Raw genomic sequence first — 18,976 nt, forward strand, 5'->3', positions numbered from 1 at the left:
GCCTTTCCTCACGCCGCCACGGTGGCGGTTGCCGAACGGTTATCCACAGGCCCGGGTGTTCCCGGTGGGGCCAGGCCGAGGACGTGTTTCGCCGCGTCGTACTGCCCACGGCGGCGCAGGTGCTCTTGCAGACTGGAAGCGATCACAGCCGCGTAGGTGTAGGTCCCCGCTTCGGGCTGGCGCCAGATGTACCGGGCGTGCCCGTCGGCGGTCTCCTGTGTGGTCGATAGCCGGTCGGCGTCGTCGTGCTCGATGCCAGCGGCTTCCAGGGCCTCGCGGACGACGGCGGCCCGGTCGGCACGGTGCTGAGTGAGCGTCTTGCCCGACCAGCCCCGCGAGACCAGGACCCGACGACCCCCGAGGCCGAGGTTTTCCCGGTCGTGTGCCGGGGACAGGCAGGCACCGGGCTTCATGCCGGGTGTGGGGTGCTTGGGCTGGACTCCGTATCGAAGCCAGTTCGCGCAGTCCGGGCCACACGGCAGGACACGAACGTGGGCGTGCAGCCGGTCAATGTGCTTGTCGTACGCGACCCGGTCAGCGGTGTCTGTCGCGTCGTCGTCGGTGGCGGAGTAGGTGCCCGCTATCGACTTGGTGAGGTACTTGCACAGGTACCGCACGGCCCGGTCGGAGTCCTTCGTGCCACCCAGGAGGCCCTTGATATCGACCTGCTTGCCGAGCCGGACCACGTGCGCCGGGTTGGTGAGGTCGGCGGTGGCCTCAGCCCACGTCGGCAGGACCGCACCCGTGGTCGGGTCGAGGTAAGAGCTGCTGTCCTCATCCCACACCGGGGCGTCGTCGTGCTCGCCGTAGACGACATCGGCGTCAGTGCACGAGGGCCACCAGGCGGCGAAGTAGGTAGCGGCGGCAACCTGCTTGACGACGGTGCGGGGAACGGTGCCCCGGATCGCGGCGTGCAGGTGCGGGGCCAGCCGCTTCTGAGGCTCGACGGCGGCGAAGTACTGGACGTTGTACCCAGCACAGCGACGCAGGTTCTGCATGAACCGGTCGACCACCCGGGAGAACATCAGCGCGTCCAGGGCAGCCTTGCGGTAGTCGTAGGTGCTCGGCTTGACCGGCACACCAGTGGACTCCCACTTGCCGTCCGTGCGACGACGCTTGCCGATGTCGCCGTACGAGCCCAGGGTCAGGGTGAGGAACATCGAGGGCCGGAACCGGCGACCGGTCTTGGCGTCGGTGAAGGTGCGCCCGAGGGTGCCGCCCACCATCTCCTGTGTGGGCAGCGCGGGAATGCCCTTCAACCGGCGGGTGGAGCGCGCGACACGCTCAGGAGCCGGAGCGTCGTCGTCCTTCTCGTTGTCCTCAGCCGGGGCCTTGTCGGCGGGCGGGGGCATGTCGGGCTCGTCGTCGCGGTGCCAGCCCTCGCGAGCCTGGTGCATCCGCAACCGGCGTGCCTTCTGAGCGCAGCCCACGCACTTGGACTCACGGGTGGAACCGCACGGGATCGGCACCAGGTGCGTGACGCCGGTCTCGCGGTCGAACACCGCACGCACGATCGGGGACGTGCACACCCCGTTCGCCTCAGCACCAGCGCGCGCCAGATCACGCGCAGCACGAGCAGCGTCGTCCACGTCGAGGGCGGTGTGGTGGGTGTCGAGGTCGGTGCGGAACGTGACCATCAGGCAGCCTCCTCCGAGGTGTCGAGGCCGGGCAGGTCGAGGGGCAGAGTGCCCTGCACCGGGAGCCCGGTAAGCAGCTCGTCGAACAGGCCCGAGACGGACACCTCGCGCCACATGGTGCGGTCGGCACCGGCCCAGAACCCGGCAGTGGTCTCCTTCGTGGTGACCTCCCGGCCGCAGGCAGCAGCCACGGGGCAGGAGACGCACACGCCGAACATGCGGGCACGCGCGGCGGCCGAGGGGTTCTCGTCGGTCCAGGGCAAGCCCCGGTACTTGTCTGTCGAGCAGAGAGAGCCGGTCAGGCGGTCGGTGCTCATGACCTCACCCCCACCAGGTCCAGGCCGGGCAGCGTGCTCTGCATCGCCATGGGCGAGACCTGCGTACCGGAGCGGCGCGAGGCCGAGCGCACCGGGCCCAGGACCGGCGCCGGCAGAGCGGCAGGCGATTCGGCCGGCCGAGCCCCACGAGGCCGAACAGGCTCGACGGCGGGCACGGGCACGGGTGCGGGCTCGATGGCGGGGACCGGGGCGGGCGGCTCGATCGTCGTCGAAGCGGGAGCGGTCTTGGCCTTGCGGGCACCCGTGGGCTTGCGCTTACGCACCGGGGCGGGAGTCCGCTTCCGCACCGGGGCGGGAGTCGGGGTATCAGCGACCACGAGTGAGGCCAGCGCGTGGGTGGAGGTCAGGACCGACAGGGGCGCGAGGGCGACCAGGACGACGCCCACGAGGACCTTGACGGCGGGCGGCACGTCGTAAGCGTGTGCGGCGTTCGCGCCGATGGACACGACGGTGAAGCCGAACATCAGGGTCCAGGCCCAGGCCGAGGACCGGCCACGAGCCCGCAGCACGAGCGCCACCAGGCCGTACACGAGCACGGAGGCGTCAATGACGACCGGGACGAGGAACGCCAGGGGCTCCGGCACACGACCCCACAGGGCAGCGTCCCGCAACGAGGCGAACGACAGGGCGAACGACGCCAGCGCGACGGCGACGGTCAGGACGACGGTGAAGACGAGCACCGGCCGGGAGTCGGCCGCGATCCGGGCCACGGGCCCCACGGTGTGGTTCATGACTGGACCTCCTCAGATGCGGCCGGAGCGGCCGGACGGGGCGAGCGCGGCGCACGAGCCTTACGGGGCTTGCGCTGGCGTGGTGTGGCGTTGTCGCTGGCCTTGCTCGGCCCGTTGTCGTTCGGCACGGCTACCGTGTGCAGGCTTCGGCCAGCGTTCGTCCACGCGGCAACCGCTTCGGCGTCGGACGGGGAGAGCAAGCCGGAGGGAGCCCGTGCCGGGCGGGGAGCGGCGAACCGGAGGGCGACCTCGCGGATGAGGTCGTCAGGCCAGTAGTCGAACCGCATGAGTTCGGGTGAGCCGTCCTCGCGCACGAGGTAGGCGGTGCCGGGGTCCGATTCCAGGATCGTGTGCGCCGGAGCCAGAGCCATCGCCGGGCCGAGAACCATGTCTGTCTCGATGTCGGAGTCCAGGCGCAGGGCGATCTTCGTCGGGTAGAGGTTGCGCTGCCCCACGGCTTCCTGACGGGGGTTCTGCACACAGGACACGACGATGACGCCCAGCGCCCGGCCCTGGGTGAGCAGCTTCGACATCAGCCGGTCGGCCTCACGCCGGGTCTCAAAGTCGGCGTACGCCATGAGGTCGGCCAACTCATCGACGACCAGGACGTGCAGCGGGTCGCCCGGGATGGGCTCATGCAGGCGGGACTTGCCCCGCATGGTCTCCTTGCGGCGGTCCATGATCGCCACCAGTTCCCGCAGCACCCGCAGGGCATCGGTGGACTCATACGCGATGCGGGTAAACAGCGCGCGGCCCATCTCCAGTTCGATGCCGCCCTTGAGGTCCAGGCCGGAGAACTCCACCAGGCCCGTGTGCGCGGCCGGGGCGAGGCCACCGACGACGGACCACAGGACCGAGCCCTTACCCGCACCCGTGGCACCGACGACGAGCGTGTGTGTGCCCCGGATCTTGAGTTGAGCGACCTGCCCGGAGCGGGTACGGCCCACGGCCAGACCATCGGGTGTCGCAGCCTCCAGACGCGGCAGCACAGCCGTACGGCTCGCGATCCGGTCCGTGGTGAACAGGCCCAGGTCCAGCACCCCGGGCGCGACGGTCGTAGTCGAGAACCCGTGCGCCTTGTACGTCGTGGTGATCGCCGGAGCGGCCCGATACAGGGTCTCCAGGGTCTGACCGGCCATGGTGTGGAGCCGCAGGACGGTCGCACCGGTCTCGTACCGGATCTTCGACAGGCGCGGGACGATGACCTCACCGCCAGGCTGACGCTCACCGATCCCGCACGCGGCAGCCACAGCGGGCCACGAGGCGATCATCTTCCGGCCGTGCATGCGGACCTTGTACCCGTACGGCGTGATCGCAGCCCACAGGCCATGCACCAGACCGGGGGAGAGGAACACCAGGGCCAGGAGCACCGGCCCGGTCGTCCGGTCGCCGGGCAGGTCGGCCAGGGCGAGGATGCCCCACCACCCGAACGCCAGGGCCAGGCCGAGCAGCACCGGCAGGAAGTGCTTGCCCATCCACACGGTCAGGGCACGGGTGAACATCCAGGCGCGGTAGGTGATCCAGGCCAGCACCCGCCAGGTACGGCCGGACCACCCGGGGCGCCCCACGGTGGAGGCGCGAACAGCCACGCGAGCCGAGGTGACCCGGGCAGCCAGGCGGGCGCGCAGGCCGGTGAGGGTGTTCATCGGTCCCGTGCCTCCTTCTTGTCGGTGGCCGCGCGGTAGGCGTCCTGAGCCGTCCCGGTCGCCTCGTTGATGGCCCGGGCGGCGACACGCAGCGCCTCAGTCAGATCGCCCAGACCGGTCTCTCCGGCCCACTTCTGCATCCGCCGCACCATGACGTGCGTCTCGTCGAGGTCCTGGCCCATCTGCGAGATGAGGCCGGGCGTGTCCTTGTCTGTGATCCGTCGTGCGAACATCAGCGCTCTCCTTCGCTCTCAGCAGTCAGGCGACGTGAGACGTCCTCACGCGCCGCACGAACACGGGCAGTGACCGCCCGCAGTTCCTCCAAGGCCGGGTCGTGCGCGTTGGTGACCCTGCTCAGGTCCTCCAGCGGGCCGACCGCGTTGGTGACTTTCTGGTCGGCCTCCAGCAGCCGCCACGAGGCGTTCTCCAGCGCATCGACCGCGCGCTTGTTGACCTGTCGGGTTGTCTCGTCCAGTGCCATCAGTGCTCTCCGTTCCGCTCAGCGGCCAGCCGTGCACGCAGCTCGAACCCGGCATCAGCCGCATTCGCCCACGCGAGATTCACGGCGGCGGCAACGTCGTCGTGCAACGTGGTCTCTGCCCGTACCGTGTCCATTGCCATCGCGGCCTGGCGCAGTTCGTCCGTGCCCCGCGCGGCGGTGCGCACAGCGGTCTCTAGTCCTTCGATCACTCGGCGGTTGACTCGCCGGGTAGTGCGTATGCGTGGCATCAGTGCTTCTCCGTTCCATCCCTCACCCGTGCGGGTGAGCCAGAGCAGTACGAGGAAGACCGGCACACTCACACTCGCGCCGGTCAGGAACGCGACGACCCCCGCGAGGATCAGCCAGGCCGCGCCCGTGCCCAGCCCGATCCCGAAGGCACACAGGCCGAGGCCGGTCAGGCACCACAGGAGCCGGGACACCTGGAGCAGGGCCCATCGAGCCGTGCCCGAGGGGGCGGGAACCGAAGCCCCCGCCACCCCCGATGCATGACGCGGCATGCCCATCACACGGCCGCCTTCACGCCGGACTCATCGGCGCTCTCGTCGTCGGTGTCGTCGGTCTCGCTGCCGTCACCGAACAGCGGCACCTCTTGCCACCCGTCCCGGGCATCCGGGCCTGTGGGCGTGGCGTGGTCGGCCATCGGCTCGTACGCGAGCACCGTCGCCCAGACCAGCGAGTCACCCGGTCGGCTCGCCCAGCCCGACCAGGACCGGCGCAGGTGAGGGACCTCCATGCCCCGCCTCGCAGACTGCTCAGCCGGAGACAGGTCGAGCCGGGCCGCGACCCGCTCCGCCGACGCGAAGTCATCCGCGTGCACGGTGACCTCCACCACCGGGACGCTCGGCGAGTAGTCGTCCGGGCGGAACGAGCCCGCGTGAACATCCACGCTCAGGGCCTCGATAGCCCACAGGCCATCCAGGACGATGATCCCCGCCAGGAGGTTCCCCACCGGCGCGGTCATCAGGCAGCCGCCTTCCTGGTGTCGGCAGCCGAGTCGGCCATCTCCGCGATGGAACCGGCCTCCCACGACGTCGAGAGACCACCGTTGGCCCGGATCACCCGGACCGACGCCACCAGGTCGGTGAACTGAATCGGCGTGAACAGCGACGGAGCAGGCATGGCCTGCGCCGGAACCGTCACCTTGACCGACTCCGTCGAGACTCGGCCCCACTGCTCGGACTGGTACACGACCTCGACGCCCCACAGCGGAACGCCCGTGCCCTCCTGCCGCGCCTGGTTGTCACCCGGACGACGCTTGCCCTCCGGCGTGTCGACCCACTCCATGACCGGCTCAACCACACCGGTCGCCACCATCTGCTGTCGCTTGCTGTCTACAGCGAACGTAGCCATCTCATCTTCTCCTCTTGTCCTAAGGTCCTCATTAGGACCCGCGACACAAGAGAAGCACGGGGCGACTACAGTCGTCAAGTCCTCATGAGGACTACAGTTGAACCAGTTGGTCGATACCGGCCCCACAGACCACTACGACGAAGGGAGATGCACGTGGTAGACGGCGGATCACGCGGCAACTCGCGCGTGAAGAAGTACCACCAGATCGCGGACGCGATCCGGTCTCAGATCCGAGAGGGAGTCCTGCCGATCGGCAGCAAACTCCCAGCCGAGACGGCGATAGCCGAGGACCACAACACCAGCGTGCCGACCGTGCGCCAGGCGATGGGTGTGCTCCGGGCGGAAGGTCTGATCGAGTCCCGCCAAGGCATCGGGACCTTCGTCCGTGAGACCCGTCGCTTCGAACGACGGTCCCGTCATCGTTACGGCGGGGCTCGCGCCCGGACCGGCCTGCTGAACAACACGTTCCGACACGACATCATCAGCGCCGGGCCAGAGCCAGCACCCGAACGCATCGCTGAGGCAATGGGCATCCCTACGGGTACGGACGTGATCGTTCGACGCCGTGACCTCTACGACGAGAGGAACGAGCTGCAAGAGATCGGTGCCTCCTACCTGCCCGCTGACTTCGCCGCAGGCACCTACCTCGCTGAGCCAAAGGTGGTACCCAAGGCTCTGTTCCGTTGCGTCGAGGAACTGACCGGTAAGCGCTACGCCTACGCGGTCGATCATTGGATTTCGCGACCGGCCGCCGTCGAAGAAGCCGAGGCGTTCGGTCTCCCGCTCGGGGCATATGTGGTGCACATCGTTCACACCGCGACCGACGACGACGGCGACGTCTTGGAAGTGTCCGAGAGCATCTGGCCCGCCGACCGACTGGCGTTCATTGATGAGTACGAGATTCCGTCAGAGGCCCAGCCAGGTGCCCTAAAGTCGGACATCTGATGACCGACTACGAAGCGCTCTATGCGGACCATGACTCGATGGCCGACCACTGGTGGTGGCGTCCCGGCTGGCACGTCGGGACCAGGTTCTACTCCTGGCACATCACCCAGGATGACCAACCAGAGGTCCGCGACCTGCTGCACAACTACCGCGACGCCATAGACACCATCAGCACCCTCGATCCGGTCCCCGATCGGTGGTTACACATGACACTGCAAGGCGTCGGGCACGTCTCGGACGTCGATCCGGCGACGCTCGACAGTGTGACTACGGCCGTAGCAGATCGGCTCGGACACCTCGCACCCGTGGCGACGACATACCAGCGGGTGCACATCTCGGGTGAAGCCTTGATTCTCCCGCCCAGCGATCCTGAGCCGTTTACTGACATACGTCGTGCGATCCGGCAGGGCATCACGGATGCACTCGGAGAATGCCCAGAGGCCGACGTCGGTTTCCGCGCCCACGTCTCAGCCGCGTACAGCAATGCCAGCGCCGACGCCGCACCCATTCGCAAAGTCCTCGACCGTGCACAGCCATTGACGCCTGTGCAGGCCACCTACACCCACGTCGCGCTGATCCGTATGCACCGCGACCACCGGATGTACGAGTGGGACACCATCCGGTCTGTCCCGCTCGGCTGATCAGGCTCCGTCGCCTTCGCGGGGAGCGGCTGCCGAATTGACCTTTACAAGATCAAGGCGCGCCTCCGGCGCGCAGGCCCGCGCCTGCGGCGGGGCCCCGCGATGGGGACCCCCGCGCGGCGGGCCTGGCGGCCCTTGCGCACCCCCACCGCACCCCACCGCCAGCGCGAGCCCCACACACGACAAAGACGGCCCTGGATCACTACCAGGACCGTCTCTCTTTGTGCCCAGATCAGGCCCGCATCGCTAGCCCGTCCGGGTCATACCGCATCGCTCGACGCACGCCGTCATCAGCCGGGAAGGGCACGTGATACGTCTTGACGTTCCCATCCCACCTCGGCGTCTGACCGCCCAAGCAGCGGCGCCTGCCGTCTACCGGCTCACCGGCCGCAGTCCAGTAGTACCAGCCCGTCTCAGCACGGCGGAGGGTAACGAGCTCTCGGCAGAAACTGCATCGCTCCGACGTACCTGTGGGCGGCATCTCGTCGGGCATGAAAAGAATCTTCCCTGATGGATGCCCGATTTTCAAACCACTAATCACGACCGGCCAGTTCCCCCGCGAGGCTCCACAGATCCATGCCGTTGTGCTCGGGATCGAGCCCACGAACGATCACGCCGACCTGGACACCAGCCTCCGACGTCCACTCGGCAGCCCACCCCGAACCCTGGGACGCGGCCCACATCCGAGAGTCCTCCATGACGACGTAGGGCCTCGGCTCGTCGTAGACCTCATCCAACGTCGCCATGAAGTCATCCAGCGGCGCCGGACCCATCACAGCAGCAAGCCAACCCGTCTCACGTGTCAGCCACCGGCAAGCATGGGTGTCGTCCCCGAGGGACACGTACTCCCGCTCCGTCACATCGCCACCGAGCAGCCGCGCAGCCTGGTCGGTCCCGGCATCGCACAGGGTCCGGGTCTCAGCCGCTACCGACGACGAGACAGACGGAGACGCAGAAGGCGACGGCGACGGCGAGGGGACCGGGGTCGGCGGCGCGGCGGTACACCCAGCTAGCAGAGCGACCAGCGCGAGAGCCGCCATCTTTGGTGCATGGCGCATGAACACAGCCTGCGGCGAGGAACAGTGGTGCGCGATCCGAACAGGCGGAGCCTCCGGCGGACACCCGGGAATCAAGAGGATCAGGGGAGCCCGCGGTGCCCCTGGTCCTCCGTCATCCGTTGGCTTAACCGGGACCCTGACACCGAACCCGCCGTCAGTGCAACAGGTCCCGCCGACCGAGCACACCACCTCACCCCGACTCGACGGGCGGGACCTGTTGCACTGACGGCAGAACCGACGTCCGAGACGTGCCCCGCGCCAACGGATGACGGAGGACCAGGGACCCCGAGCCAGGAGCATGGTGGAGTCACAGACCCGCACGAGCACCCCAACCAGTTACACACGAGTTACACAGGACATTGAGAAACGCCGCGAAATGACGCGAGATGGCGCACGCCGTCACACGCTCTCACCTGCGCGTTTTCAGGCCGCGAGCAGGTAGGCCGGGTGCGGCTGAAAGTAGTCCCAATAGGTGTAGGTGTGCTCGTCCGGGAGGAACTTTCGCGTCAGCTCCGTGTACCCGGCGGCACCAAAGGCGTCGAACGCGGCTCGCTCGGGCGGCGACACGTGGGTCTTCCCGGCGAAGTCCGCGGCGTTGTACACGTCGGTGTCGAGCGGGATCACGTTCCAGTCGCCCATGAGCGCAACGGCGTCGCCGTCGCCCCCACCCCACGAAGTGTCCTCGCTGCGCTGCGGTACTTCGCGGGGACCCCGAGGTTCGGCCCAGGTCTGTGCCGAGGCCCGCAGGGCCTCCAGCCAGGCGAGCTTGTAGGCGTAGTGCGGGTCGTCGAGGGCGCGGCCGTGCGGTACGTAGAGGCTCCAGACGCGGATACCCCCGCAGGTTGCGCCGATGGCGCGCGCCTCGATCGGTGGTTCGACGTCGAGGAGCGCGTCCGGGTCGCCGTCGACGATCGCCTTGGCGAAGCCCGGCTGCCCCGGGAACTGGGTGGCGACGTCGGTCAGGCCGACGCGCGACACGATCGCCACGCCGTTCCACTGCGAGAGCCCGAAGTGCGCCACCTCGTACCCGGCGGCCTCGAAGGCCGCCGTCGGGAACTGGTCGTCGCGGCACTTGGTCTCCTGGATCGCCAGGACGTCGGTCTGAGACCGGTCGAGAAAGGCGAGCACGCGGTCGACCCGCGTGCGGATGGAGTTGACGTTCCACGTGGTGAGGCGCACGGACTCAGCCTATGTTCACCCGACTAGGCTGGCTTTGTGCAGATCCTTACCGGGCGCCGCGCCGTCGGCGCCGTCGTCGTCCTCACCGCCGCGGCGCTCGTCGCGGCGTGCTCCGCCGGGAGCGATTCTGGTGGGGCTGAGGATGGGGCGCGCACGGCCGTCGTCGTCGGACTGACCGGGGAGCCGACCAATCTCGACTTCACGACGACGTCGGGCTCGGCGATCCCGCAGCTCCTGCTGAACAACGTGTACGAGGGCCTGGTGACCATCGACCAGGAGGGTGAGGTGCAGCCGCAGCTCGCCGAGTCGTGGGAGCTCAACGGGAACCGCACCGTCTACACGTTCATGCTGCACGAGAGCGTGACGTTCTCCGACGGCTCGCCGTTCACGGCGGACGACGTCGTCGCCTCGATCGGCCGGGTCCAGGACGACTGGACGCTGAGCCTCAGGTCCAAGATGGACGTGGTCGAGCGGGCCGAGGCGATCAGCGACACCGAGGTCGCCGTGACCCTGGCGCACCCGAGCAACTCCTGGCTGTTCGACATGGGCACGTCCGTGGGCGCCATGTTCCCGGACGACCTGTCCGCCGACCTGGCGACCGAGACGGTCGGCACCGGGCCTTACACGGTCGAGGAGGTCGCGCCGGGCGAGCAGATCACGCTCGCGGCCCGCGACGACTACTGGGGCGAGGCACCCGCCGTCACCGACGTCACCGTCCGCTATTTCGCCGACGCCAACGCTCAGGCCAACGCAGTGCGCGCCGGCGACATCGACATGGCGTACAACCTGCAGGCCCCCGACCTCCTGACCGGGCTCGAAGGGGACGAGCGCCTCCAGGTCATCGACGGCACCTCGACGGGCGAGGTGCTGCTCGCACTGAACAACGCCGAGCCGCCCTTCGACGACCTCGACGTGCGCCGCGCGGTCATGTACGCGATCGACCGGCAGGCGGTCCTCGACACGGCCTGGGCCGGGCGCGGGGAGCTCATCGGGTCGATGGTGCCGCCCACCGACCCGTACTACCAGGACCTGACGGACGCCTACCCGTACGACCCGGACCGGGCCCGGGAGCTGCTCAGGGACGCCGGCGCCGAGAACCTGAGCATCACCTTCGACGTGCCCACCCGCCCCTACGCGGAGGCCGTCGCCCAGGTTGTGGTGTCCCAGCTCGCGGACGTGGGCATCGACGCGACGATCGTCCCGGCCGAGTTCCCCGCCGTCTGGCTGGACAAGGTGTTCACCCGGCACGACTACCAGATGTCCGTGATCCTGCACACCGAGGCCCGGGACATCCTGACGGTCTTCGGCGACCCCGACTACTACATCGGCTACGACAACCCGCGGCTCGGCGAGGTCGCCGAGACCGCGGACGAGGGCAGCCCCGACCAGTACGTCGCGGGCATGCAGGAGGTCGCCCGCATGGTGGTCGACGACGCCGCGAGCGACCCGCTGTTCCTGTTCCCCAACACGGTGGTGGCCGACGCAGGCCTGACGGGCATCGCCGCGAACGCGACCACCGAGTCGATGAACCTCACCGGCCTACGTTGGTCGGAAGGCTGAGCCGGCCCGCCGCCGGAAGACCCGTGGCCAGGAAGCTCCTCTCGCACCTCGTCCAGCTGGTCGCCACGCTCCTCGTGGCGACAGCTGTGATCTTCGTGCTGCTCCGGGTGCTGCCCGGCGACCCCGCGGCCGTCGCGCTCGGGATCGAGGCCTCGCCTGAGGCGCTCGCGGCCTGGCGCGCCGAGCACGGCACCGACGGGCCGCTGGTCATGCAGTACCTGCAGTGGGTGGGCGGGCTGCTCACCGGCGACCTCGGCACGAGCTACGTGACGTCGCAGGACCTCACGCCGCTGGTCGCGGACCGGGTGCAGGTGACGGGCATCCTGGTGCTGCTTGCTTTGCTGATCGCCCTGGTGGTGGCGGTGCCGGTGGGCACGCTGGCCGCCGTCTGGCACCGGAACGCCGGGGGAGTGACGCTGTCCGCGGTGAGCCAGGTGGGTGTGGCCGTGCCGAACTTCCTGGTGGGCGTGCTGCTCGTGTCGTTGTTCGCGGTGCGGCTGGGCTGGCTGCCGTCGGGCGGCTGGGTGGCGCCCGTGGACGGCCTCGGTGAGTTCTGGCGGCACGTGTTGCTGCCCGCCCTCGCACTCGGCTCCGTGCAGGCCGCGATCATCTCGCGGTACGTGCGCAGCGCCGTGCTGGAGATCATGCGCGAGGACTTCCTGCGCACCGCCCGCGCCAAGGGGCTCACCTATACGGGCGCACTCGTGAAGCACGGGCTGCGTGCCGCCGGCGTGCCCATCGTGACGGTCGTGGGCGTGCAGGTCGCGTCCATGCTGATCGGCGCCGTCGTGATCGAGCGGGTATTCGCCGTGCCCGGCCTCGGCAGCCTGCTGCTGGACTCCGTGGGCAACCGTGACCTGCTCGCCGTGCAGTCGATAGTGGCGGTGCTCGTGGTGCTGGTGGTGCTGCTCAACTTCCTGGTCGACCTCGCCTACACCCTGCTGGACCCGCGCCTGCGGAGGGCCTCGTGACGGGCCGGGCGGGTCCCGTCGCGGCCGGCCGGAAGCGCGCGAACCCCCAGCTCGTCATCGGCGCCGTGCTGGTGGGGCTGGTTCTGGTCACGGCGCTGGTCTCGCTCGTCTGGACCCCGTACGACCCGCGGCATGCCGGGGCCGAGCGCCTGCTGCCGCCGGGCGCCGAGCACTGGTTCGGCACCGACCGGTTCGGTCGCGACGTCCTCTCGCAGGTCATGGCCGGCGCCAAGATCACGCTGCTGGTCGGCCTGGTAGCGGTGGGGATCGCGGCCGTCGTGGGCGTGCCGCTCGGTGTCCTCGCGGGGATGCGCGGCGGGCGGCTCGGCCTGCTCCTGATGCGGGGCAGCGACATCCTGCTCGCCTTCCCGGGCCTGCTGCTCGCGATAGTGCTGGGCGCCGTCTACGGCGCGGGCACCGTGACGGCGATGGTCGCGCTCGGCATCGGCTCGATCCCGGCCTTCGCACGCGTGGCGCGGAGCGGCACCCTGCAGGTGATGCGGTCCGACTACGTGCTCGCCGCTCGCGCCGCCAACCGCGGCGAGCTCGCGATAGCGACACGGCACGTGCTGCCCAACATCGCAGGCACGGTGCTGGTGCAGTGCTCGGTGAACTTCGCGATCGCGGTGCTCGCGGAGGCCGGGCTGTCCTTTCTCGGCCTGGGCACACCCCCGCCGACGCCGTCGTGGGGCCGCATGCTGCAGGAGTCGCAGCAGTTCCTGGGGATCGCCGACTACCTGGCGATAGTGCCCGGCGTCGCGATCGCCGTGGCGGTGCTCGGGTTCAACCTGCTGGGTGACGGCCTGCGCGACGTCTTCGACCCGCGGCTCTCCGCGGCCTCGCCGGGGTCTCTGGTGTCGGCGCCTTCGGGACCGGCGGCGGGATCAGAGCCGCGGCGGGCGTCGTCGTCGGCCGAACCCTCTCCCGTCCCGACGGCCGAACCAGTCGCGCCCCCCGCGCTCGACCTGCGCGACCTCACCATCCGCACCGACAGCGGCCGCGCGCTCGTGGACGGAGTCTCCCTGCAGGTCGCCCCGGGCGAGCGAGTTGGCCTGATCGGCGAGTCCGGTTCGGGCAAGACGATGACGGCGCTCGCTGCGCTCGGCATCCTGCCCGACGGCGTCGTCGCCTCGGGACACGTCGGCCTCGCCGGAGTGCCCGGGAACCTCCTGGACCGGGGCGAGCGAGCCCTGGCACGGCTTCGGGGTCGCGAGATCTCGATGGTGTTCCAGGAGCCGATGACCGCGCTGAACCCGCTGATGCGCGTGGGGCACCAGGTCGCGGAGGCGATGACGGTGCACGGGACGACGCACCGGGCGGCCGCGGAGCGCGCGACGGTCCTCCTGGCGGAGGTCGGCCTGCCCGACGGCGCCGCCCGGCGGTACCCGCACGAGCTGTCCGGCGGCCAGCGGCAGCGGGTGGTGCTGGCGATGGCGCTGGCCAATGACCCGGCGGTGCTGGTGGCGGACGAGCCGACGACGGCCCTGGACGTCACCGTGCAGCGCCAGGTGCTGGACCTCATCGTCGGGCTGGTTCACGACCGCGGCGCCGGCCTGCTGTTCATCACGCACGACCTGGCCGTGGTGTCCCAGGTGTGCGAGCGGGTTGTGGTGCTGCTCGACGGAGTGGTGGTGGAGGAGGGGCCGGTGGCCGAGGTGTTCGCGCACCCGCAGCACGCGTACACGAAGCACCTGCTGGCGGCATCGACCCTGGAGCCGTTGGCGGAGACGCCGCCGATCGACCGCGCGGTCATGACCGTGGCCGACGCCGGATCCGACCACAACCGCGTGGTCGATGGTCCGGTCGAGGGGTTGATCCGGGTCGAGGACGTGACCCGCACCTATTCGAGCCGCGGCGAGACCGTGCACGCGCTCCGGGGCGTCTCCCTGGAGGTCCCCGAGGGGCAGCGGTTCGGGATCGTCGGGGAGTCCGGTTCGGGCAAGTCGACGTTGCTGCGGATCGTTGCGGGGCTGGACCGCGCGACGTCGGGCCGGGTCATGAGCGCGGGCGTGGACCTGAGCGTGCCGTCGCCCGAGCTGGGTGACCTGCGCGCCGCCCTGCAGCTTGTGTTCCAGGACCCGTACGGCTCGCTAGACCCTCGCATGACCGTCGGCGACATCGTCGCGGAGCCGCTCCTGAACCCGGCGAACGTCCGGGTCGGCGGCGCGCGCACGGCGTCCGCCCGCCGCGATGCGGTGCGCGAGATGCTGGACGCCGTCGGGCTGCCGCTCGATGCGACCGAGCGGTACCCGCACCAGTTCTCGGGCGGGCAGCGGCAGCGCATAGGGATCGCGCGGGCCCTGGTCTGCCGACCGCGCATCCTCGTGGCGGACGAGCCGGTCAGCGCGCTCGACGTCTCCGTCCGGCGGCAGGTGCTGGACCTGCTCGCGCGGCTCGCGGACGAGCACTCCCTGACGCTGCTGCTCGTCTCCCACGACCTGGGTGTGGTGCGGCACGTCTGCGACCACGTGGCGGTGATGCGCGACGGCCTGATCGTGGAGCAGGGGCCGACCGGCCAGGTCTACGACGACCCACAGCACGAATACACCCGCCGCCTCCGCGAGGCGACCCCTGTGCTGACTTTCTGACGCGCCCAACCGCGCCCCGGCCGGGCACACCAGCACGCCGTGCTCGTTCGCTGACCAGCCAGAACACCGAGAGAGGGCGCCGTTCAGCCCAACCTTCTCGACAGTCCGAGCGTCAGTCCTCGTGAGGCGGCACCCATGCCGCCGGCTTCATCACGAAGGAGACAACAGATGCGTGCCAGAGCAGGTGCGGCAGCGGCCGCGATCGCCGTGGCGATCGCGTTGGGTGCGGGCATACCGGCGTGGTCCCTCGGGACCGTCGCGGCGGGCCGGGACGACGGCGCTGCCGACCCAGGAGCGGTGGCCGCCGAGTCCTCGGGCACCTCGACCGTCACCCTGATCACGGGTGACCGCGTCTCGATCACACGGCACGCCGACGGGCGCAGGTCCGTCACGATCGAGCCCGGCGCGGGTCGCGAGGGCATTGGATTCCAGCGGCTCGTCGAGGGCGACCGGCTGCACGTGATCCCGACAGACGTCGCCGGGCTCGTCCCTGAACGCCTGGACCGGGCCCTGTTCGACGTCACGGGTCTGGTCGCCGCCGGGTACGACGACGCCCGCCGAGGCGCGGTGCCGGTGATCGTCCAGCAGACCGGGGCCGCGGCGGCCCGGTCCGCGACATCCGCCTCGGACTGGGCCGCGCTGGGTCTGGAGCCCGAGCGGACGCTGGACTCCGTCCGCGCGGTCTCGGCGGACCTGGACCCGGAGGGGGCCTCCACGCTGCTCGGGGCGCTGCGTATGCCGCAGGCGTCGGTCCGCTCGGCCGCTAGCACCGCGCCGGACGTGAAGGTCTGGCTGGACGCCCCGGTCCGGGCACTGGACGCCGACTCGATGCCGCAGATCGGCGCTCCGGCGGCCTGGGAGTCGGGGTACACCGGCGAGGGCGTGACCGTCGCCGTGCTGGACTCGGGTCTCGACTCGTCCCACCCGGACCTGGATGACGTGGTGGTCGGCGCCCGGGACTTCACCGGCAGCGGGAACACCGAGGACCACTACGGTCACGGCACGCACGTGGCCTCGATCGTCCTGGGTTCTGGCGACGCCTCGGCCGGCACCAACCGTGGCGTGGCACCGGACGCCGACCTGCTGGTCGGCAAGGTGCTCGACGACTTCGGCGGCGGTGAGACGTCGTCGATCATCGACGGTATGGAGTGGGCCGCCGGACAGGGCGCCGACGTCGTGAACCTGAGCCTCGGCTCGCCGGAGGAATTCACCGACGGCACCGACCCGTGGGCCATGGCCGTGGACACGCTGAGCGCACAGCACGGGACGCTCTTTGTGGTCGCGGCGGGCAATGCGGGCTCGTACGGGACAGTGTCCACCCCCGGGTCCGCGAACTCCGCCCTGACCGTGGGCGCCGTGGACGACGCCGACGAGGTCGCGCCCTTCTCCAGCCGCGGGCCTCGCGCCGGCGACTACGCGATCAAGCCCGACGTCACGGCGCCGGGGGTCGAGATCATCGCGGCGCGCGCCGCCGGCACCAAAGAGGGCGACGGCGAGGGGGAGTACGTCGCCTGGAGCGGCACCTCCATGGCCACCCCGCACGTCGCCGGTGCCGCCGCCGTGCTCAAGCAGGCCCGTCCTGACCTGACCGGGCAGCAGCTCAAGGCGGTCCTGATGGGTTCGGCTCAGCACACCAGCGGGGGCGTGTTCGACGAGGGAGCGGGGCGCATCTACCTGCCGGCCGCCCTGGAGCTACCGGTGACCACCACGCCCGCCTCGCTGTCCTTCGGCGTGCTGGAGTACCCGCAGCGGGGGACTGTCAGCCGGAAGCTCACCTACCGGAACGCCACCGACGCGGCGATCACCCTCGACCTCGCCGTCGAGGCGACCGACCAGGACGGCGCAACCCTGCCGGACGGTGCGGTAACGCTCGGCTCGACCACACTCACCGTCCCGGCCCGGGGTTCCGCGTCGGTCAAGGTCACCGTCGACCGGGTCGTCGGTGACATCGAGCGCCGGTACTCCGGTGCGGTCACTGCCACCGATCCCGGCGGCCGGGAGACCCGTACTGCCCTGGGCTACTACAAGGAGCCGGACCTTGCCGACCTGAACATCCGGGCGGTCGGCCGGGACGGGCAGCCGCACACCGGGGCGTCCACCGTGCGGATCGTGAACGTCGACGACCCGGCGGTGTTCAGCGAGCACGTCGAGCTGGAGGCAGGCGGGCTGGACCTGCGGGTGCCGCCGGGCAACTACTCGGTCACCGGCTTCCTGTGGACAGCGGACGAGGACAACGTCGTCTCCGAGGTCACGGCGGCGCTGCGGCCGGAGATCACCGTGTCGGACGACACCAACCTCGTCCTCGACGCCCGTGAGGCGGAGCCGCTGACCGTGACGACAGGGCGGCCTGCGGACGTGCAGTGGCTCGCGCTCGACGACACCCGGAGCGCCGCAGGAGGCGACGATCCCTACGGCTTCGGGGTGGTGGTCACCGGTGCTGCCGTCGCGTACGCGACGCCGACCACCACGCCTGTCACCATCGGCACGCACGATCTGCAGACCCACTTCGTCCTGACGGAGCCGACGACGGGCGGCCGGGCGCCGTCGTACACCTACGACCTGCTGTACGCGCAGGACGTGGTGGACACGTTCAACTTCCGGGCGACGTCGAAGAACACGGCGGCGATCACCACCGGATATGCGGCTCTCGGCGCCGACTACCTGGCTGAGAGTGCTCGGGTGGGCTTTGCGTCTGGCCACCTCTGGGGCTCGGCCATCTCCGGCCCGGTCGCGACGCCCGGGAAGCGCACGGAGTACGTGAGCGCGAACGGCGTCGCCTGGGGGCACGAGGTGTACGCGGGCTCCACCGAGGAGCCGCAGCAGGGCTACTTCGGCAGCCAGCCCCGTACCTACGCCCCGCGCGAGAAAGCACGCACCACCGTGGGCGGCGCCGTGCTGGGCACCCGGCTCGGCGACGGCGCGGTGACCACGGCCAAGAGCAGACTCACCCTCGATCTGACGCCCTGGAGCGATTCCGGCCGGCACCCGTTCGCCGCGTTCGGCTCCGACGACACCCGCCTGCGCGTCTGGCAGGACGGCGCCCTCGTGGCCGACAAGACGTCACCGAACGTCAAGGTCGTCCTGCCCGACGGCGGCGCGGACCACCGCGTCGTGCTCGCCGCCGAGCGGGAGGCATCCTGGTGGAACCGGTCCACGAGTGTGCGCACGGAGTGGACGTTCCACGCCGAGCCTGGCGGCTCTCCGGAGGAGCCCGTCGTGGTGCCCGCGCTCGACGTCGCCTACAGCATCAAGGGCGTCGACCTGACAGGTTCCGCGCCGCAGAGCACCAAGGTCACGCTGTCCCTGGGGCATCAGGTCGGCGCTGCGGGCGGCAAGGTGACCGCCGCTCGCCTGTGGTGGTCCGCGGACGACGGCGCGACCTGGCACGGCGCGCCCCTGACCACCGGGCGCGCCGGGACGTTCACCGGGGACGTCCGTGTCCCCGCCGGTACGGAGCACGTCTCGCTCCGTGCCACGGCGAAGGACAAGTCGGGTGCCACGATCAAGCAGACCGTGATCCGCGCCTACGGCGTCCGCTGAGCCGGTGTCAGACCCGCAGGTCACTGGGGTGGCCCGCGGGTCTGACACCTTCGTGCGTCTCCGGCCCGCGCGCGGTGTAGCCTCCTGCGCGAGATGAGCGAGCATCTGACCAGCGGCGACAGCGACCGCCCGGCGCCCGACGGCGGTCCCCCGGGTGCCTCGGTCGTGCAGCACGCGAAGCACCCGATCCGGGTGATCTACGTGCCCGGGCTCGGCGACCGGATGCTGCCCCTGGTGTACCTCCAGCGCGAGGCGCTCCGCACGTGGCGCGCCTTCGGGGTGCGCACCAC

At 70.3% G+C, this 18,976-nt stretch carries 17 protein-coding genes; 6 read left to right on the forward strand and 11 right to left on the reverse strand.

The window, feature by feature from the left end; all coding sequences use genetic code 11:
• Positions 1 to 8: 8 nt before the first annotated feature.
• The 9 genes from AB1046_RS17615 to AB1046_RS17655 are packed head-to-tail and all read right to left on the reverse strand — an operon-like array spanning position 9 to position 6,204.
• Positions 9 to 1,637: a replication initiator gene (locus AB1046_RS17615; protein ID WP_369370591.1), complete on the reverse strand. Its 1,629-nt coding sequence runs from the start codon at positions 1,635 to 1,637 to the stop codon at positions 9 to 11.
• Entirely contained in the window at positions 1,637 to 1,954 is a 318-nt protein-coding gene (locus AB1046_RS17620; RefSeq protein WP_369370592.1) for a hypothetical protein, read from the reverse strand. Before AB1046_RS17620 ends, AB1046_RS17615 begins: the two co-directional genes overlap by 1 nt.
• Complete coding sequence (locus tag AB1046_RS17625; RefSeq protein WP_369370593.1) at positions 1,951 to 2,706, reverse strand: DUF2637 domain-containing protein; 756 nt, start codon at positions 2,704 to 2,706, stop codon at positions 1,951 to 1,953. The genes AB1046_RS17620 and AB1046_RS17625 overlap by 4 nt, the downstream gene beginning before the upstream one ends.
• Complete coding sequence (locus AB1046_RS17630; RefSeq protein WP_369370594.1) at positions 2,703 to 4,352, reverse strand: FtsK/SpoIIIE domain-containing protein; 1,650 nt, start codon at positions 4,350 to 4,352, stop codon at positions 2,703 to 2,705. Before AB1046_RS17630 ends, AB1046_RS17625 begins: the two co-directional genes overlap by 4 nt.
• Positions 4,349 to 4,585, reverse strand: a complete 237-nt coding sequence (locus tag AB1046_RS17635; protein WP_369370595.1) for a hypothetical protein — start codon at positions 4,583 to 4,585, stop codon at positions 4,349 to 4,351. Before AB1046_RS17635 ends, AB1046_RS17630 begins: the two co-directional genes overlap by 4 nt.
• Positions 4,585 to 4,833 (reverse strand): hypothetical protein, encoded by a 249-nt coding sequence (locus tag AB1046_RS17640; protein WP_369370596.1) that lies wholly within the window; start codon positions 4,831 to 4,833, stop codon positions 4,585 to 4,587. Before AB1046_RS17640 ends, AB1046_RS17635 begins: the two co-directional genes overlap by 1 nt.
• Entirely contained in the window at positions 4,833 to 5,351 is a 519-nt protein-coding gene (locus AB1046_RS17645) for a hypothetical protein (protein ID WP_369370597.1), read from the reverse strand. The genes AB1046_RS17640 and AB1046_RS17645 overlap by 1 nt, the downstream gene beginning before the upstream one ends.
• 5 nt (positions 5,352 to 5,356) lie before the next feature.
• A complete protein-coding gene (locus tag AB1046_RS17650; RefSeq protein WP_369370598.1) occupies positions 5,357 to 5,815 on the reverse strand; it encodes a hypothetical protein in 459 nt (152 codons plus the stop codon).
• On the reverse strand, positions 5,815 to 6,204 hold the full coding sequence (locus tag AB1046_RS17655; RefSeq protein WP_369370599.1) for a hypothetical protein: 390 nt from the start codon (positions 6,202 to 6,204) through the stop codon (positions 5,815 to 5,817). Before AB1046_RS17655 ends, AB1046_RS17650 begins: the two co-directional genes overlap by 1 nt.
• Before the next feature lie 186 nt (positions 6,205 to 6,390).
• On the opposite strand from AB1046_RS17655, the gene AB1046_RS17660 reads away from it, so the two are divergent.
• The gene (locus AB1046_RS17660; protein WP_369370600.1) at positions 6,391 to 7,149 is read left to right on the forward strand and encodes a GntR family transcriptional regulator; all 759 of its coding nucleotides are present in this window, start codon (positions 6,391 to 6,393) and stop codon (positions 7,147 to 7,149) included.
• Positions 7,149 to 7,790: a 2'-5' RNA ligase family protein gene (locus tag AB1046_RS17665; protein ID WP_369370601.1), complete on the forward strand. Its 642-nt coding sequence runs from the start codon at positions 7,149 to 7,151 to the stop codon at positions 7,788 to 7,790. The genes AB1046_RS17660 and AB1046_RS17665 overlap by 1 nt, the downstream gene beginning before the upstream one ends.
• Before the next feature lie 533 nt (positions 7,791 to 8,323).
• Here AB1046_RS17665 and AB1046_RS17670 read toward each other — a convergent pair.
• Both AB1046_RS17670 and AB1046_RS17675 read right to left on the reverse strand, forming a co-directional pair.
• Entirely contained in the window at positions 8,324 to 8,536 is a 213-nt protein-coding gene (locus tag AB1046_RS17670; RefSeq protein WP_369370602.1) for a hypothetical protein, read from the reverse strand.
• A 735-nt stretch (positions 8,537 to 9,271) separates the two neighbouring features.
• On the reverse strand, positions 9,272 to 10,027 hold the full coding sequence (locus AB1046_RS17675) for an exodeoxyribonuclease III (protein WP_369370603.1): 756 nt from the start codon (positions 10,025 to 10,027) through the stop codon (positions 9,272 to 9,274).
• A gap of 36 nt (positions 10,028 to 10,063) precedes the next feature.
• Between AB1046_RS17675 and AB1046_RS17680 the strand changes: the two genes are divergently transcribed.
• The 4 genes from AB1046_RS17680 to AB1046_RS17695 all read left to right on the forward strand — a co-directional run bounded on the left by AB1046_RS17680 (position 10,064) and on the right by AB1046_RS17695 (position 18,686).
• Positions 10,064 to 11,587 carry an ABC transporter substrate-binding protein gene (locus AB1046_RS17680; protein ID WP_369370604.1) on the forward strand — a complete coding sequence of 508 codons (1,524 nt, stop codon included), beginning with the start codon at positions 10,064 to 10,066 and terminating at the stop codon, positions 11,585 to 11,587.
• A gap of 23 nt (positions 11,588 to 11,610) precedes the next feature.
• Positions 11,611 to 12,558 (forward strand): ABC transporter permease, encoded by a 948-nt coding sequence (locus tag AB1046_RS17685; protein WP_369370605.1) that lies wholly within the window; start codon positions 11,611 to 11,613, stop codon positions 12,556 to 12,558.
• Positions 12,555 to 15,146, forward strand: a complete 2,592-nt coding sequence (locus AB1046_RS17690; protein ID WP_369370606.1) for a dipeptide ABC transporter ATP-binding protein — start codon at positions 12,555 to 12,557, stop codon at positions 15,144 to 15,146. The genes AB1046_RS17685 and AB1046_RS17690 overlap by 4 nt, the downstream gene beginning before the upstream one ends.
• 168 nt (positions 15,147 to 15,314) lie before the next feature.
• Complete coding sequence (locus tag AB1046_RS17695) at positions 15,315 to 18,686, forward strand: S8 family serine peptidase (RefSeq protein ID WP_369370607.1); 3,372 nt, start codon at positions 15,315 to 15,317, stop codon at positions 18,684 to 18,686.
• Positions 18,687 to 18,976: the final 290 nt, after the last annotated feature.

The sequence above is a fragment of the Promicromonospora sp. Populi genome, assembly GCF_041081105.1.
Taxonomy (GTDB): Bacteria; Actinomycetota; Actinomycetes; order Actinomycetales; family Cellulomonadaceae; genus Promicromonospora.